We start from the raw sequence: 16,192 nt of genomic DNA on the forward strand, positions 1-16,192 counted from the left end.
CTTCAAGGCCTACGGCACGACGAACCGCACAACAGGCTAGGAACCGGAAAGCCTCAACCGACGCACAACCGTCAAGCCTCATCTGACGCTAGACATCTGCCAGGTGGAGGCTCAAGCACTCGTGTTGGGATCACGATCGTGGTAGGCCCGCTGCAGTCTGGCGTCGAACTCCCTTAGCTCCACGGGCAAGGGGCTTCCTCCAATCTCGGGAAGACCGAGGTCACACCGGGCCGAGTTGATGAACAAGCACTCAGCAACGAGGAGGCTTTCGTACAAGTCCTCAGGAACTGGCCCCGCACCGTGCACAGAGCGGGCAACACCGACACGACGGGCAATGCCGGTCAAGAGGTAGGCCCGGTCGATCGCCTCCTGCTCTTACGCCATGAGCTGCACGTTTGCGTAGGCCGACTCCATAGCTTCTTGATACGAAGCCCCGTCAGGACCGAGGCCGGGTATGAGACGGCCGTTGACCTCATTGGTCCACACTTCAATTCGGGCGTGCGGTCCCAATACGTGCGCCCTGTACTGCCTCACTGCGGAAACAAGGTTGCCGTAGGCAGTGCGCCGGGTCTCCCTCCACAAACGAGCTTCCTCTCGGTGCCATGCCCGGTCCTGAGCACGAGCCGATAACAAGCTGCCGAACCATACACCTGCTAGAGCAGTCAAACCGGTGCCCCACACTGCGACGTCCATGCCCCTCCAGGAGGTGAGGGAGCGGCCTTCCGGCGCACCTCCTTCGGACGGAAGTGGCGCCGTGCCCGCGAGGTCGTCGGCCTCCCGGACAGCTTTCGCTTCTACGACCTTCGTCACACCGGACACACGCTCTCGACCCGATCGGGCGCCACCCTCAAGGACACGATGGTCCGCGCCGGCCAGTCGTCCGAGAAAGCCGCGATGATCTACCAGCACTCCGACGACGACCGGCAACGGGAGGTCGCCGCCGGGCTGGACGGGATGGTGCGGGCCGAGCGTGCGAAGCACCACAAGAACGGTGGCCCGCACCACAGGCAGGGGTCGTCAGCGGGCTAATGGTGCGCTAGTGGTGCGCTAGTGGTGCGGCACCCGCTCGCCGGTCTAGACAACAAAGAACCCCCGGGTCCACGACCTGGGGGTTTCTGCTGGAGCGGGTGACGAGAATCGAACTCGCGCTCTCAGCTTGGGAAGCTGATGTTCTACCATTAAACTACACCCGCGTAAGACGCCGACGGAGTCGGTGTCGAATGCCCGCTCACTGTACCTCATGACGGACCCCCGGTGCTGGGACCGTGGGGTCCGGGCGCGTTCCAGGGGGTGGGATCCGCGTGCGGGCGGCCGGAGTTGGGGCGTACCGTGGAGGTGTGGGAGAGGGGCCGGGTGAGCCGGAGTGCCGCCTGGAGAGCCGTCCCTTTGATCCCGTAATGTGGCTTTCCGTCGTCACGGCAGTAAGCCCGACGCGGCTCCTGGGGAAGGGACTTGATGGAACGCACCGTCGTCCGCTGTGCCGAAGGGCACGTGTTCAGCACCACTTCGTTCCCGATGCAGCAGGCCGAGCGGCTCGGCCCCGGTCGGCTCGTCCGGTGTCCCAAGTGCGCCCGGCTGCGCAGCGTCGTGCCGGTCGCCCTTGAGAAGCATTAGCGGCAGAAGAGGACAGCAGTAACAGAGGCGCGTGGACCGTCACGATTGTCGTGGGTCCGCGCGCCTTGCGTATCCTCGGGACGTGCTTCTCTCAGACAAGGACATCCGGGCCGAGATCGACGCCGGGCGGGTACGGATCGATCCCTACGACGAATCAATGGTGCAGCCGTCGAGCATCGACGTGCGGCTGGACCGCCTCTTCCGGGTGTTCGAGAACCACCGGTACCCGCACATCGACCCCTCCGTCGAGCAGCCGGACCTGACGCGGCTGGTGGAACCGGAAGGCGACGAGCCCTTCATCCTCCACCCCGGGGAGTTCGTCCTCGCGTCGACGTACGAGGTCATCTCGCTCCCCGACGACCTCGCCTCGCGGCTGGAGGGGAAGTCCTCGCTCGGGCGGCTCGGGCTGGTCACGCACTCCACCGCCGGGTTCATCGACCCGGGGTTCAGCGGGCACGTGACCCTTGAGCTGTCCAATCTCGCGACCCTCCCCATCAAGCTGTGGCCGGGCATGAAGATCGGGCAGCTGTGCATGTTCCGGCTCTCCTCCCCCACCGAGCACCCCTACGGCAGTGAGCGCTACGGCTCCCGTTACCAGGGGCAGCGCGGACCCACCGCCTCCCGCTCCTACCTCAATTTCCATCGGACGCAGGTGTGAGGAGCCGGCCATGAGCAGCGACGTACGGGAGAACCTCACCTACGAGCGGTTCGGTGTCGCCGTGCGCGAGCTCGCCCAGACCATCGCCGACGACGGGTTCGAACCCGACATAGTGCTGAGCATCGCCCGCGGTGGCGTGTTCGTCGCCGGCGGGCTCGCCTACGCCCTCGACTGCAAGAACCTGCACCTGGTCAACGTGGAGTTCTACACCGGGGTGGGGACGACTCTCGAGATGCCGGTCATGCTCGCGCCCGTCCCCAACGTCATCGACTTCAGCGACAAGAAGGTGCTGATCACCGACGACGTCGCCGACACCGGCAAGACGCTGAAGCTGGTCCGCGACTTCTGCCTCGACACCGTCGCCGAGGTCCGGTCCGCGGTGATCTACGAGAAGTCCCACTCCCTCGTGAAGTGCGAGTACGTGTGGAAGCGGACCGACGACTGGATCAACTTCCCGTGGAGTGTCCTGCCTCCCGTACACAGGTCGGGAGAGACACCCAGAGCGAACACGGAAGCTCTCTGAGCCAGGCAGGTTCAGTGCCGACCGCTGATGTTCGCGTTCCGCGGCCCAAGATGCGTGCGACGACCGCCATCAGCGGCTGACACCGACGGGGCACGGGTGCGCCCTTCGCGACGCCTGCGGCCATGCAGCAACGGCCACGCGGGTTGCAGTCGCGGTGCCGACGGATTGCGGTGATCCTGTCAGAGGAGCGTAGTCGGCCTCGCACGGAACGTGTGCGTCGGTGACCGCACCGTACAGGAAGGGAGGCTGCTGCCATGACAACGGTGCCGAACAAGGCACGGCAAGGGCACGGCGGGCCCGACAGCGGCGCAATGCTCTCCGGCGCCTCTTCGTTCGCCGGGATCGTGATGATGCTCAGCGGGCCCCTCAGCATTCTGATGGGCGCGGCCGGCATCGCGCACGACACCCTGTTCGCCGCGTCCCGGTACGCCTACCGGTTCGACGTGACCGCTTGGGGCTGGATTCACCTGGTGATCGGAGTGGTTCTCGTCGTCGCCGGCATGGGAGTGCTGACGGACCAGGGCTGGGGTCGCGGGGCCGGCGTAGCGGCGGCGGTGATCAGTCTGATCACCCAGTTCATGTTCGTTCCGTACTACCCGCTGTGGGCCATCCCTGTGATGACACTCGACCTCCTGATCCTGTTCGCGCTGACCAGGGCGCATGTCGAGACCAGCGGGGATCGGTGAACCCGGACGCCGAAGCGCATGGGAAGGGCCCCCGGCTCGGCAGCCGGGGGCCCTTGTCATGTGCGGGTGGGGCAAGAACCTCATGTGCGGGTGGGGCTAGAACGTGCCCAGCTTGACGATCGACAGCAGGGCGATCAGCTGGATCGCCGACGCGCCCAGCGCCTTCGGCCACGGCAGGTCGTGGGACTTGCCGACCATGAGCGTGAGGAGGGCGCCGGCCGCGATCCAGGTCGCCCAGCCGAGAATCTGCACGAAGCCCGCGTCGCCGCCGAAGAACATGGCGAACAGGAGACGGGGGGCGTCGGTGATCGACATGATCAGCATCGACAGGCCGACCGTCGGCTGCCAGGCCCCGTCGCCGCCCAGCTGGCGGGCCAGGGTGTGGGTCACCACGCCCAGCACGAAGGCGGCGAGCACCATCGCGATCGCCGTCGTCAGGACGATCGGGATCGCGTTGGTGAGGGTGGCGCTTATCGCGTCCGCGCGGGCGCCGTCGAAGCCGAAGACCGCGAGCAGGCCGTAGAGGAAGGTCACGATGAGGGCGGGCCCCCACATCGTGTAGTCCCGCATCTGGAGGAACGTCTGGTTCGGGGAGAGCACGATCCCCTTCAGCAGGTCCTTCCAGTGCAGGCGCGGGCCGACCGGGCCGGACGGCGCCGCCGAACCGGCGTGGTAGGTCGCGCCCCGCGTGTAGCCGTCGGCCTCGTCGACCGAGAACGCCTGGGTGTGGCCCGGGTTGTTCGCCGCGTACGGGTCGGGGGTGCCGGCGCCCTGGCCGCCGTAGCCGTGGTCGTCGCCGAAGTACTCCGGGCCGTCGCCGCCGGGCTGCCCCTGCCCCGGGTAGCCGCCGCGGCCCTGCGGCCAGCCGCCGCCCCCGCCGTTCGGCGGGTACGGCTGCGGGGCCGACGGGTACCCGTACGACGGTCCCGCCGGCTGCCCGCCGAAGCTCTGGGGCGGCGCCTGCTGCCCGTACGCGGGTTGTTGCGGTCGCGTTTGCGGGGCACGGGCGTCCCGGCCGCCGCGTCCGATCCTGAATCCAGCCACGTCATCGAACGTACCTGGTCCGGGGGAACCTTGGGGCGGGCTCGGCCGTCCGAGCCCGCCTTTGCCGCAGAGCTGTGACATCCCCTAGGGGGCCCTCAGGGGATGCCTGAGGGCCCCGGACCTCACTGTCCGAACACCATCCCCAGCTGCGCCCACGTTCCCGGCAGGCCCACCGACGTCGCCCCGAAGGTGACCGCGCCCGTCGTCGTCAGGCCCGCCGAAGAGCCGCGCAGGGTCCATACGGCACCCCGGCCGCCGTTCTCGTGGCGGGCGCCGACCGCCAGGTCTGCCTTGCCGTCGCCGTTCAGGTCGGCCAGGTGGACGGCGCTGCCCCAGAAGTCGTTGTCCTCGTTCACGTCCGGTACCCCGGGCGTGTTCTGGGTCCAGCGGGTGGAGCCCGCGCCCGTCAGACCGGCGGCGGAGCCGCGCAGCAGCGTGACCGTGCCGGTCTGCCAGGCCGCGCCGACCCCTTCGTAGGGCGTGCCGACCGCCACGTCGGCGTATCCGTCGCCGTTGACGTCGCCGACGGAGAGCGAGTCGCCGAACGACTCGCTGCCCGGGGCGCGGGTGGCGCCCGGGACGCCGGGGCTGTCCTGGGTGAGCGCTGCCTGGGGCGTGGGGCTGATGTCGTGCGCGGAGCCCAGGTAGACGGCGACCGTGCCGGGCCCGACCTTGTCGCCGTAGACCGTGTTGTAGGACGTGATGACGTCGTCGTAGCCGTCCCCGTTGACATCGCCGAGGACCGCACGCTGCCAGCCGCCGCTCACCAGCGTCCGCAGGGCCTTCGGCCGGGACTCCGCGCCCAGGTACACCAGCTGGCCGTCGACGTAGTCGCCGCTCCCCGAGCGGATCGAGCCGCTGACCACCAGGTCGTCGACGCCGTCGCCGTTGATGTCGCCGGCGGCCAGGGACTGGGAGCCGTAGAGGTTGCCGGTCTGTATGAACGGCACCACCCAGGTGCGGGACGCGGCCCCGGCGGACTTGGTGAAGGTGCCCCGGAAGATCTGCACGTCGGCGCCGGTGCTGCCGACGGCCAGGTCCGCCCGGCCGTCCGCGGTGAAGTCGCCGACCGCCAGGGACATGCCGAAGCGGGTGTGGGAGGTACGGGCCGGGTCGGCGACGATACGGCCGCCGGTCAGGCCGTTCTTGCTCCCCCAGACGATCGTGACCGACCCGGCCTCGCCGTCCTCGCCCTCGGAGCCCACGACCAGGTCGGCGTACCCGTCCCGGTTGAGGTCCCCGAAGGCGAGCGACGAGCCGAACGCGTCGTACTTCTCGGCCGTGCCCGGGACACCCGCCGAGTTCTGGGTGACGACGGTACGGCTGGACGCCTTGACGCCGGACTTGGAGCCGTAGGTGACGACCACGGCGCCGGCGTCGGCCTTGCCGCCGACCGTGGTGTCCGGGGCGGCGGTGGCGAGGTCGTGGTAGCCGTCGCCGTTGAAGTCGTCCGCGTACTTGGCGGGCGCGGCCGAGGCGGTGCCGGCCAGCGGGACGAGGCCCGCGGTCAGGAGTGCGGCGAGGGTCGCCGCCGTACGCATGCGCATGATCAGCCTTCCAGTACGTCGCCGAAGTAGGCGGTCCCCGACGGGCCGCCCAGGGTGGTGCCGGTGAAGGTCTTGGAGCCGCCTGCCGCGACACCGGCGGTGGTGGACTTGAAGAGCCAGACGGCGCCGGCGCCGCGGCTCTCGCCGTAGGCACTCGCGACCAGCTCCGCGCGGCCGTCGCGGTTGATGTCGGTGAGGCGGACGGCGGAGCCGAAGAAGTCCTGGGACTGGGCGGTGCCGGGGACGGCCGTCGTGTCCTCGGAGAAGAGCTTGGCGCCGCTGCCGGTCAGACCTGAGGCCGAGCCGCGCAGCACGGTGACCGTGCCCGCCTGCTTCTTCGCGCCGAGGGTCTCGGCGTAGGCGCCGACGGCGATGTCGGCGTAACCGTCGCCGTTGACGTCCCCGGCGGACAGGCTCCAGCCGAAGCCGTCGTTCTTCTCGCTCTTCTCGGGCACGCCGGCCGTGTCCTGGGTGATCCGGACCGGCGTACGGCTGCTGAGGCCGCCGGCCGCGCCGTACGTCACCGTGACCGCCCCGCCGAGGCCGCCGTTCGGCTCGGTGGCCGACTTCTCCAGGAAGTTGCCGGTGACGATGTCGCCGTAGCCGTCCTTGTTGACGTCGGCGATGACCGCCTCGTAGCCGCCCGCGAGCTTCTTGCCTGCCTTGAGCGTGCCGGTGGCGGAACCCGTGTAGAGGACGCTGCGGGTGCGGTAGTCGCCGGAGGCGGTCTCCTCCTGGCCCATGACCAGCAGGTCCGTCCTGCCGTCGCCGTTGACCTCGCCCGCGATGATCTTGTCGGTGTTGATGCCGGTCTGGGCGGAGGTGTCGATGCCGACGAGGGAGGCCGCCTTGCCCTTGCGGGTGATGGGGCCCCGGAAGATGTTGAGCTCGGGCGCGGCGACGTTGCCGACGGCCAGGTCGGTGTGGCCGTCGCCGTCGAAGTCGCCGGCCGCCAGCGCCCAGCCCAGCTCGTTGCGGTACCTCGGCAGCGGCGAGGAGAGGTTGCTGGCGCCCTTGAGGCCGCTCGCGCCGCCCCAGAGGACGGTCACGTTGCCGGAGTCCCCGTTCGTGCCGACCGGCTCGCTGTGCACGCCCACGACCAGGTCGGTGTAGCCGTCGCCGTCCAGGTCGCCGCTGGTCATGCGGTCGCCGAAGTAGTCGTACGACGCCGGGTTGCCGGGGACGCCGGTGGTGGCCTGGCTGACGATCTGGCGCTTGGTGGTGTCGAGGCCGTTCTTGGTGCCGTAGACGACCGCCACGTAACCGGCGCCGGACTTGCCGGAGATCTTGGCGACGGGCGCGGCGATCGCGAGGTCGCGGTAGCCGTCGCCGTTGAAGTCGCCGGCCAGGCCCGAGGGGGCGGCGGAGGCGGTGGCGGCGGGCAGGGCGGTGAGCAGGCCCGTGGTGAGGGCCGTGGCGAGCAGCAGGGTGGTGCGCTTGGGCATGGACTTCCCCGTGAGGTGGTGAAGAGACGAGGTGGTGAAGTGACGAGGTGATGAGGTGACGAGGCGTGGTCGGGTGGCGGCGCGTCACCTCGCGGTGGTCACGCCGAAGTTGCCGTCGCCGTCGATTGCGGCAGAGCTGGGGGATCCCGCCGGAACCGGCCCCTGAGGGCCGGTTCCGGGGTCGCCCGGGGGCGTCAGCCGGTGAGGCCCGTACCGAACGCGCCGTACGTGCGGGAGAGCCCGAAGGTGCCCGGGCCGAAGGACTTGGCACCCGTGGCGGTGATGCCGGAGGCGCTGCCGCGCAGGGCGGTGACCGCGCCGACACCCTCGTCCTCGAAGGAGGCCCCGACGGTCAGGTCCGCCTTGCCGTCCTTGGTGACGTCCGAGAGCACGAGGTCCGAACCGAAGTAGTCCATGGACTCGGCGTTGCCGGGGACACCGACGGTGTTCTGGGAGATGGTCCGGGCGCCGGTACGGGAGACGCCGTCGGCCGAGCCGTTCATCAGCACGACGAGACCGGTGTCCTCGGCCGCGCCGATGTCCTTGAAGACGACGCCGATGGCCAGGTCGCCGTAGCCGTCACCGTTGGTGTCCCCGATGGAGACGGCGCCGCCGAAGCCGTCGCCCTCCTTGTCGGTGCCGGGCACGCCCGTGGCGGACTGGGTGAGCTCGGCCATGGGGGCGTCGCCGTTGACCGGGCCGCCCCTGCTGCCGCGGATGACGACGACCTGGCCGCCGAGGGTGCCGGTGTGGTCGTCCTCCTTCGCGAAGACGTTGCCGATGGCGATCTCGTCGTAGCCGTCGCCGTCGATGTCGCCCAGGGCGAGGGAGGTACCGCCGTTCAGCGCGCGCGGCTGGGTCGCGACCACGCCGGTGGACGCACCGAGGTAGGCGGCGCCCTTGGACCAATGGTCCGACGGGTCCGAGGCGAGCGCGGTGCGGTAGGTGAGGACGAGGTCGGCCTTCTTGTCGCCGTTGGTGTCACCCGCCGCGAGCGCGTCGATACCGAACTCCGCCTTCTGCGGCGTGGGCACCTTCTGCACGCCGCCGGTGGTGCCGGACTTGGTGAAGCCGCCCTTGACGATGTAGGCGTACGAGGCTGCCGTGCCGGACGCCAGGTCGGCCTTGCCGTCGCCGTTGAAGTCGCCGGCGGCCAGTACCGAGCCGAAGGCCTCGTGCTTGGTCGCCGAGGGGTCCTTGACGTTCGTGCCGTTCTTCAGGCCGCTCGTCGAACCCCACAGGATCGTGACCGAACCGCCTTCGGAGTCCGAGCCGTTGTCCTCGCCGGGCGCGCCGACGGCGAGGTCGGTGTAGCCGTCCTTGTTGAAGTCGGCCACGGCAAGCGCTCGGCCGAAGAAGTCCTCGGTCTCGGCGGTGCCGGGGACACCGGTGGTGTTCTGGCTGACGATCGTGCGCTTGGCGGGGTTGAGTCCGGAGGCGCTGCCGTAGACCACGGCGACGTACCCGGCCATGTTCTTGCCGCCGACCTTGGCGTAGGGGGCGGCGAAGGCGACGTCGCCGTAGCCGTCGTGGTTGAAGTCGGCCTTGTAGGCGTGGGCCGTGGCGGCGGACGCGACGGGGGCCGAGAGGGTCAGCAGACCACCGGTCAGTGCGGCGGCGGTGACCGTCGCGAGGGCGAGGCGGCGGCGGTGATGTCCGTTCGCGAGGACGTTCACGGAAACGTTCACGGGGCGGGAGCTCCTGAGATCAGCGGCATGGGTGCCGGAGGTACGCGGGTACGCGGAGGCGGTGCTGGCGACAGTGCGGAACTTTTGTGCGGGAGCGGGAGGGACCGGGATCGGACAGGCCCGTGGTCGTACGACCGACGGGCCTGCCCGTACGCCGTCCTGAGTAGCTCTCCCGGCGTGCCGGTCAGTCGGCGAAGAGGGCGCCGAGCTGCGGGGTGCCGGACGTCGACACGCCCAGCTTGCTCGCGGCCAGGGCCCGGGAACCGGTCGTGGTGATCTTCGAGCCGTTGGACGGCAGATAGGTGACCGCGCCGTCGCCGCCGTTCTCGTACGAGCCGACGACCAGGTCCGCCCTGCCGTCGCCGGTGACGTCGTCGAGCTTGACGTCGGCGCCGAAGAGGTCGGCCTTCTCGTCGTCGCCGGGGACGCCGGCCGTGCTCTGCGCGAAGGACTGGGCGCCGGAGGCGATGTTGATCCCGGTCTTCGCGCCGTAGAAGACGGTGACCTGGCCGGTGTTGGTGTTCTTGCCGATGTCCTCGTTCGGGGTGGAGACGACCAGGTCGGCACAGCCGTCGCCGTTGACGTCACCGAGGTCGAGGTCCCAGCCGAAGCCGTCACCCTTCTCGGAGGTGCCGGGGACGTTCCCGGAGTTCTGGTTGAACATGGTGGCCTTGGCGGGCCCGGCGGCGGAGCCGTAGGTGACAGCCACCCGGCCGCCCTTGGCGGAGTCGGGCACCGCGGTGCCGTCGTCGGTGGCGGTGTCCCAGGAGGCGCCGCTGACGATGTCGCCGAAGCCGTCGCCGTTGATGTCGCCGATGCCGGTGACGATGCCGTTCTTCAGCGCCTTGGCGCCGGTCGCGGTCAGGCCCCTGGAGGTGCCCGGCAGCCAGTAGTTGGTGTTCCAGTGCCGGGAGGTCTTCGTCTCGTAGCCGTCGACGATCAGGTCGGTGCGGCCGTCGCCGTTGACGTCACCGGCGGTGAGGTTCATCGGGCCGTACGGGTTCGCGTCGCTGCCCGGCTCGATCGGCGGCTTGACGGTGTACCGGCCGCCGGGCGTGCCGTTGGCCGCGATGCCGCCCTTGAGCACCCACAGGGTGGCGGCGGAGCTGCCGACGGCGAGATCGGCCTTGCCGTCGCCGTCGAAGTCGCCGGCGGCGAGGTTCAGGCCCCAGTAGTCGTGGCCGCTCGGGGAGGGGTCCTTGAGGTCGACGCCCTTGCCGGTGAGCCCGCTCTTGGAGCCCCAAAGGAGGGTGACGGTACCGCCGTTGGTGTCGCTGCCGACCTTCTCGTAGGGCGAGGAGACGGCGAGGTCGTCGTAGCCGTCGGCGTTGAAGTCGGCGTACGCCAGCTCGTAGCCGAAGCCGTCGCCGGCCTCGGCGGTGCCGGGGACGCCGGCGCTGTTCTGGCTGAGGGTGGTGCGCTTGGCGGTGGTGACGCCGGTGGCGGAGCCGTAGAGGGCGACGACCTGGCCGGCGCCCTTGTGGCCGCTCACGTAGGCGGTGGGCGCGGAGGTGGCGATGTCGCCGATACCGTCGCCGTTGAAGTCGGCGCGCGCGACCTTGGAGGAGTCCGCGGCGGTCGCCGAGACGGCGGAGAACGTGAGCAGACCGCCCGTCAGCGCGGCCGCGGCGGCCGTCGCGAGGGCGAGTCGCGGGAACGTGTGCATGCGGGTCGTCTCCTGCGGCATGCGGGGGCCGCCCGCACTCCGGCGGACGGCCGGAGTCAGTGGATGTCCGGCGATCAGGAGACCCGCGCCGGGGAGTAAGGGTTGTACATAAGTTCGGTGAAATCTTTGATGCCGCTGTGACTTACGGGGTCGTTGGTCCCGGCTGGTGCAGGATGGGCCCATGAGCGTAGTCAAGATCAACGTACTGACCGTGCCGGCCGAGCAGCGGGAGACGCTGGAGAAGCGGTTCGCCCATCGCGCCCACGCGGTGGAGAGCTCCGACGGGTTCGAGTGGTTCGAGCTTCTCCGTCCGGTCGAAGGCACCGAGAACTACCTCGTCTACACGCGGTGGCGCGATGAGGAGTCTTTCCAGGCGTGGATGGAGGGACCCATGAAGGCAGCGCACCAGGGTGGTGGGGAGGGCGACGACAAGCCGAAGCCTGCGGCCTCGGGCTCGACATTGTGGTCTTTCCAGGTCGTCCAGCAGGCCGAGCCCAAGAACGCGTGATCCAATCTTGTATGAATGATCCCGCTTAGCCTCGCCCCCTGTGCAAGATCGAGGCTGGATCGCAAGAGCCCCTACGGCGGGGCATCGCCCTCGATCATCGGATGGCGCCCCGCCGGCTCGCTCCGGCCTCAAGACCCCGCCGACGGCAATGACGGGGTCTTGAGGTCTTCCAGTGCCACACCTTTCGAGTCGACAGCTCGTACATCCGAGCCGTGTTCACACCGGCCACAGCAAGCTCATGTCACCGACGACCAGCCCTTACGCGGCGAACTGGGCGTTCAGGTAGGTGCTGATCACGTCCGGGTCGGGATCCATGCCCAGCCCAGGACCCTGCGGTACATCGACCCGGCCCTGTTTCGGAATCAGCTGGTCGCCGTAGATCTGCGCCTCGAGATCGAAGTAGCGCCATTCGACCATCGAGTCGGAGGTTCCCATGACGGCGACCGTGTGCAGCGCGGCCAGCAGACCGGGTCCGTCGTAGAAGCTGTGGGGCATGACCGGGACGTTGTGGACGGACGCGAGCGTGAAGGCCTTGCACAACTCCGTCACGCCGCCCACCTTGGCCGGGCTGGGCTGTACGTAGTTCACCGCTCCGGCGCCGAAGAGGCGGTCGAACTCGATGAGAGTGGGCACGTTCTCCCCGGCGGCGATCGGTACGCCCGCGCGGCGCACCTGCGCGAGCCCGCTGTAGTTTTCCGGCGGCCAGACCGGTTCTTCCAGCCACTTGAGCTTGAGCGGCAGCAATTCCTCCGCTTTCGCCAACGCCTCGTGCACCGTCCATGCGCAGTTCACGTCGACCATGATGTCCACGTCGGGTCCGGCTTCCTCGCGTGCGGCGCTGATCACCGAGAACTGCTTCTCATGCAGCTTGACGCCGGCGAATCCGGCGTCGGCCGACTGACGGACGGCGTGGCGGACGAGGTCGGGATGCCCGTAGGCGTCCAGGCTCGCGTAGCAGGGCAGATCGGCCTGGCCACCGCCCAGAAGCCGATGGAGCGGGACGCCGGCGATCTTGCCCGCGATGTCCCACAGGGCGATGTCCACCGCCGACAGGGCGTGTGTCAGAGGCCCCCCGCGCCCGAAGACATGCAGCTTCTTCTGCACGTCGAGCATGAGCGGGACGATCTGGGAGGGGTCCTGGCCGATGCACAGCGGCGCGATGACGTCGTCGATCGCCCGGCGTGTCACCGGGAGACCGGTGAATCCAAAGGATTCGCCCCAACCCTCCAGTCCCTCGTCGGTAGTCACCCTGGTCAGCAGTGTGTCCACCGCGTGCAGGTCTTTCGGGCCCCAGGCGGAAGCCTCGGATGGGGGACCGGGCTTGAAAGGAATGCGCAGCGGAAAGGTCTTGATCGCGGCGATGATCACATCGACTCCAAACCCCGCCGAATTCACAAGGACGTGGCAGAGGCAGGGAAATTCCTCAGGCCTGCCGCGGGTCGTTCCGGGGATCAAGGTATTCCATGGAGATCGGACCGATCGCGGTCACCTGCGTCACGTACTCGCCGGATTTGGCCCAATGGAAGTGGGAGGTACCGCCCGGCAGCACGACGACCGTCCCTGGCGGGTACGCCTCCAGCTTGCTCTCGTCGAACTCGTCGCCGCGGCCGACGTAGAAGACACCGGATATGACCGTGTAGACACGGTCCTCGCGATGGCGGTGCGGCATGATCCTCTCGCCGGCGGGCAGCTTGACCCGGACCACGTACGGCTCGGGCTCCTGCGGCTTGCCCACCATGACGGCGAGGCGGGCCGCAGGCGGGAACGCCGGAAACGGCTGCCAGTCGATGTCCTGCTGCAGAACCGCCCTGAAAACGTCCTGATCAATGTGGTGGATGCTCATCCCTATCGACCTCCCAACCGATGGAAAAAACCACCCAGACCCACTCCAATCCATCATGCTGCCGCCTGCCCCCGCGCACCACGGAAGGTCAGTACGGCGGGCGCTCTTCGGTGCGGCCGCCGAAGGCTGTGCAGTCCCGGCCGTCCCGCTCCTGCCCCTTGGTGCTCTTGATGTCGCGGCCGGTCATGGGACCGCGTCGCCGACCGCTCTCGGACGGTTCGCAGGCGGGCTCGTCTTCGCCTCCGTCCGTGGAGAGGCGGACGAGTACGGCGGTGGCGGGACGAGGAGTCCTTCCAGGCGTGGATGGAGGGGCCGATGAAGACGGCGCACCAGGGCGGCGCCGACGGCGAGTGACGGCCGGGCCGGGCCGGCGGACGCGGGGCGGCGGCAGCGCGCCCCGCGTTCCCACGGGGTGGGTCAGGCCGGGGTGGCCGTCTTCTCGGCCGGCCGGGTCGGCTCGGGCAGGGTGCGGCGGGAGCGGGTCGGGAGGGCGAGTGTCGGGTTGGCGACGGCCCAGGCGGCGCCCTTGCAGACCAGTTCCTTGTAGAGGGCGGCGGTGCGGCCCGTCAGGGACGCCCGTACGGCGCGGTCGTCGGCGGTGACGTACTGGATCAGGCCCTGCCCGCGGCCCAGCGAGATGCACTGGTTGAAGTAGCGGAGCGGCACCTTCGGGAGCTTTCCGCCGGTCAGGCGGGCCGCGATGGTGTCGGCGGCCAGCCACGCCATCGGGGCACCGCTGGCGCACGACATCCGCAGCGGCTTGTCGCCGGGGCCCGTCGCCATCGCCGCGTCGCCGACGGCGTACACGTCCGGGTGCGAGACCGACCGCATGGTCCCGTCGACCACGATCTGACCGGAGCCGGTGACCTCCAGCGCGGTGGCCCGCGCGATCGGGTGGACGGCGAAGCCGGTGGTCCACACCGTGACCGCGGCGGGGATCGTCCCGCCCTCGGCGGTGGTGACCCGGTCGGCCGCCACGGCGGTGACGGCGGTCTGCTCGTGCACGGTGACGCCGAGCCCGTCGAGGACCTTCCGCAGATGCCGGCGGCCCTTGGGCGAGAGCCAGTCGCCGAGGCCGCCGCGGGCGGCGAGGGCCACGGCGAGGTCCGGGCGGGCCTCGGCGATCTCGGTGACGGCCTCCAGGCCGGTGAGCCCGCCGCCGACCACGAGCACGGACTGTCCCGCCGTCAGGCCGGCGAGGCGCTCGCGCAGGCGGAGCGCGCCGGGGCGGCTCGCGATCTGGTGGGCGTGCTCGGCGGTGCCGGGGACGCCCTGGTCGTTCCAGGCGCTGCCGAGGGCGTAGACGAGGGTGTCGTACTCCAGGACCTCCGTCTCCTCCCCGGGGCCGACGACGGTGACCGTCCTGCGGTCGACGTCCACGGCGGTGACCCTCGCCAGCCTCAACTCCACGCCGGTGCCCGCGAACATCTCGGTGAAGGGCCGGGGCTTGAGGTCCTGGCCGGCCGCGAGCTGGTGCATCCGGACGCGTTCGACGAAGTCGGGTTCGGCGTTGATGAGGGTGAGAGCGACGTCTTCGCGGTGCAGCCGCCTGGCGAGACGGCCGGCGGCGATGGCTCCGGAGTATCCGGCGCCGAGGACGACGATGCGGTGCTGCATGTCCGTGCTCCTGTCGGGAAACGGCAAGTCGAGCAAGTCGCCCCTTGAACCGGGCGGCCCGCCGTTTCCTGACAGGAACGCGGAGTGAAGCAGCTCACACAGGGTCGGAGAAGAGCCGGAGCAGGGGTTCGCCGTGGCCGGTGGCCGCCCACTGCCGGGTCGCGCGTTCGAGCTTGTCGGGGTTGACCTGGTTGTGGAACACGGCGATGCCCTCGGCGGTGATCTCCAGGCACATGACGCCGAAGACCCGGCCGTCGACGACCGCCACCAGGGCGGGGCCCCAATTGGCGGTCGCGGCATGGATCTCGACCGAGCCGCCCGCCAGGGCTCGCTGCGCCGGGCCCGGTTTGAACAGGCCCCGCATGAACCTCGCGACCGCGAGGGCACCCTTGAACCCCTTGGCGCCGGCCGGCACCTTCCCGCCGCCGTCGCCGATCGCGACGGCGTCCTGGGTGAGCAGCCGGACCAGCGGCTCGGTCCGGCCACTGGTCGCGGCCACGAGGAACTCCTCGATGATCCGCCGGGCGGCGGCCTCGTCGACCTCGGCGCGCGCCTTGCCGGCCGCGACGTGCTTCCTGGCCCGGTGGAAGGTCTGCTGGCTGGCGGCCTCGGTGATGTCGAGGATCCGGGCGATCTCCCGGTGCGGGTAGTCGAAGGCCTCCCGCAGCACGTACACCGCGCGCTCGCCGGGCGTGAGCCGCTCCAGCAGGGTCAGGACGGCGTACGACACCGACTCGCGCCGTTCGGCGGTGTCGGCGGGGCCGAGCATCGGGTCCCCGGCGAGCAGCGGTTCGGGCAGCCACTGGCCCACGTAGGTCTCGCGCCGGGCGCGGGCCGAGGTGAGCTGGTTGAGGCACAGGTTGGTGAGCACCTTCGTCAGCCAGGCCTCGGGGACCTCGATACGGCCGGTGTCGGCGGCCTGCCAGCGCAGATACGTCTCCTGCACGACGTCCTCGGCCTCGCTCGCGGAGCCGAGCAGGCGGTAGGCGATGGCCGCCAGCCGGGGCCTGGCCGCCTCGAACCGGTCCACCTCGCTCATGGTCTGCGCCATGGCCCGGATCCTAGCCCCCACGGTGCACGGCGTCCGAGACCCCGTCAGCGTCCGGCCCCCTCCGCCCGCCACCGGTCGCCCCCTCCGCGTCCCGCCGCCTCCGGCCGCCTCCATCTGCCCCGGCCGCCTCCGCCCGCCGCCGATCGCCCCCTCCGTGTCCGGCCGCCTCCGCCCGCCACCGGCCGCCCCGTCCCCGCGTCCGGCCGCCCCGTCCCCGCCTCCGGTCGGCGACCCGGGCAACTGTTGCCGTGAGGAGGTAGATGCATATTGTCGTGAATGGGTGGTACGCGTCACCCACCGCG

The 16,192-nt window shown here is 70.1% G+C and carries 14 protein-coding genes, 1 tRNA gene and 2 pseudogenes; 7 read left to right on the forward strand and 10 right to left on the reverse strand.

Annotated elements, in window-relative coordinates; all coding sequences use genetic code 11:
* Nucleotides 1-702 precede the first annotated feature (702 nt).
* Nucleotides 703-1,029 (forward strand): annotated as a pseudogene (locus tag ACFWXC_RS05465) (site-specific integrase); the annotation flags it as partial.
* Between the two features lie 90 nt (nucleotides 1,030-1,119).
* Here ACFWXC_RS05465 and ACFWXC_RS05470 read toward each other — a convergent pair.
* Nucleotides 1,120-1,193: transfer RNA gene (locus ACFWXC_RS05470), tRNA-Gly, on the reverse strand.
* A 262-nt stretch (nucleotides 1,194-1,455) separates the two neighbouring features.
* On the opposite strand from ACFWXC_RS05470, the gene ACFWXC_RS05475 reads away from it, so the two are divergent.
* The 4 genes from ACFWXC_RS05475 to ACFWXC_RS05490 all read left to right on the forward strand — a co-directional run bounded on the left by ACFWXC_RS05475 (nucleotide 1,456) and on the right by ACFWXC_RS05490 (nucleotide 3,481).
* The gene (locus ACFWXC_RS05475; RefSeq protein WP_362577243.1) at nucleotides 1,456-1,614 is read left to right on the forward strand and encodes a hypothetical protein; all 159 of its coding nucleotides are present in this window, start codon (nucleotides 1,456-1,458) and stop codon (nucleotides 1,612-1,614) included.
* Nucleotides 1,615-1,696: 82 nt separating this feature from the next.
* Nucleotides 1,697-2,272 carry a dCTP deaminase gene (gene dcd, locus ACFWXC_RS05480; protein ID WP_351709320.1) on the forward strand — a complete coding sequence of 192 codons (576 nt, stop codon included), beginning with the start codon at nucleotides 1,697-1,699 and terminating at the stop codon, nucleotides 2,270-2,272.
* A 10-nt stretch (nucleotides 2,273-2,282) separates the two neighbouring features.
* Complete coding sequence (locus tag ACFWXC_RS05485; RefSeq protein WP_384473457.1) at nucleotides 2,283-2,795, forward strand: phosphoribosyltransferase; 513 nt, start codon at nucleotides 2,283-2,285, stop codon at nucleotides 2,793-2,795.
* 254 nt (nucleotides 2,796-3,049) lie between these two features.
* A complete protein-coding gene (locus tag ACFWXC_RS05490; RefSeq protein ID WP_384473460.1) occupies nucleotides 3,050-3,481 on the forward strand; it encodes a hypothetical protein in 432 nt (143 codons plus the stop codon).
* A 96-nt stretch (nucleotides 3,482-3,577) separates the two neighbouring features.
* Here ACFWXC_RS05490 and ACFWXC_RS05495 read toward each other — a convergent pair whose 3' ends face one another.
* The 5 genes from ACFWXC_RS05495 to ACFWXC_RS05515 all read right to left on the reverse strand — a co-directional run bounded on the left by ACFWXC_RS05495 (nucleotide 3,578) and on the right by ACFWXC_RS05515 (nucleotide 10,871).
* Entirely contained in the window at nucleotides 3,578-4,606 is a 1,029-nt protein-coding gene (locus ACFWXC_RS05495) for a Yip1 family protein (RefSeq protein WP_384473463.1), read from the reverse strand.
* Between the two features lie 41 nt (nucleotides 4,607-4,647).
* Nucleotides 4,648-6,072: an FG-GAP and VCBS repeat-containing protein gene (locus tag ACFWXC_RS05500; RefSeq protein WP_384473466.1), complete on the reverse strand. Its 1,425-nt coding sequence runs from the start codon at nucleotides 6,070-6,072 to the stop codon at nucleotides 4,648-4,650.
* 2 nt (nucleotides 6,073-6,074) lie between these two features.
* A complete protein-coding gene (locus tag ACFWXC_RS05505; RefSeq protein ID WP_384473469.1) occupies nucleotides 6,075-7,517 on the reverse strand; it encodes an FG-GAP-like repeat-containing protein in 1,443 nt (480 codons plus the stop codon).
* A gap of 194 nt (nucleotides 7,518-7,711) precedes the next feature.
* Complete coding sequence (locus ACFWXC_RS05510; protein ID WP_384473472.1) at nucleotides 7,712-9,205, reverse strand: FG-GAP repeat protein; 1,494 nt, start codon at nucleotides 9,203-9,205, stop codon at nucleotides 7,712-7,714.
* A gap of 184 nt (nucleotides 9,206-9,389) precedes the next feature.
* Nucleotides 9,390-10,871 (reverse strand): FG-GAP and VCBS repeat-containing protein, encoded by a 1,482-nt coding sequence (locus ACFWXC_RS05515; protein WP_384473475.1) that lies wholly within the window; start codon nucleotides 10,869-10,871, stop codon nucleotides 9,390-9,392.
* 181 nt (nucleotides 10,872-11,052) lie between these two features.
* Between ACFWXC_RS05515 and ACFWXC_RS05520 the strand changes: the two genes are divergently transcribed.
* Entirely contained in the window at nucleotides 11,053-11,379 is a 327-nt protein-coding gene (locus ACFWXC_RS05520) for an antibiotic biosynthesis monooxygenase family protein (RefSeq protein ID WP_384473478.1), read from the forward strand.
* A 258-nt stretch (nucleotides 11,380-11,637) separates the two neighbouring features.
* Here the strand turns inward: ACFWXC_RS05520 and ACFWXC_RS05525 are convergent, their stop codons facing one another.
* Both ACFWXC_RS05525 and ACFWXC_RS05530 read right to left on the reverse strand, forming a co-directional pair.
* Nucleotides 11,638-12,747, reverse strand: coding sequence for a mandelate racemase/muconate lactonizing enzyme family protein (locus ACFWXC_RS05525; protein WP_384473481.1), 1,110 nt, complete (start codon nucleotides 12,745-12,747; stop codon nucleotides 11,638-11,640).
* A gap of 55 nt (nucleotides 12,748-12,802) precedes the next feature.
* A complete protein-coding gene (locus ACFWXC_RS05530; protein ID WP_384473484.1) occupies nucleotides 12,803-13,222 on the reverse strand; it encodes a cupin domain-containing protein in 420 nt (139 codons plus the stop codon).
* A 270-nt stretch (nucleotides 13,223-13,492) separates the two neighbouring features.
* On the opposite strand from ACFWXC_RS05530, the pseudogene ACFWXC_RS05535 reads away from it, so the two are divergent.
* Nucleotides 13,493-13,570: pseudogene (locus tag ACFWXC_RS05535) on the forward strand (antibiotic biosynthesis monooxygenase); the annotation flags it as partial.
* Nucleotides 13,571-13,639: 69 nt separating this feature from the next.
* On the opposite strand, the gene ACFWXC_RS05540 reads toward ACFWXC_RS05535, so the two are convergent.
* Nucleotides 13,640-14,839 (reverse strand): NAD(P)/FAD-dependent oxidoreductase, encoded by a 1,200-nt coding sequence (locus ACFWXC_RS05540; protein WP_384473487.1) that lies wholly within the window; start codon nucleotides 14,837-14,839, stop codon nucleotides 13,640-13,642.
* 94 nt (nucleotides 14,840-14,933) lie between these two features.
* The gene (gene sigJ, locus ACFWXC_RS05545; protein WP_384473490.1) at nucleotides 14,934-15,890 is read right to left on the reverse strand and encodes an RNA polymerase sigma factor SigJ; all 957 of its coding nucleotides are present in this window, start codon (nucleotides 15,888-15,890) and stop codon (nucleotides 14,934-14,936) included.
* Between the last annotated feature and the right edge of the window lie 302 nt (nucleotides 15,891-16,192).

The sequence above is a fragment of the Streptomyces sp. NPDC058683 genome, assembly GCF_042716195.1.
Classification (GTDB): Bacteria; Actinomycetota; Actinomycetes; order Streptomycetales; family Streptomycetaceae; genus Streptomyces.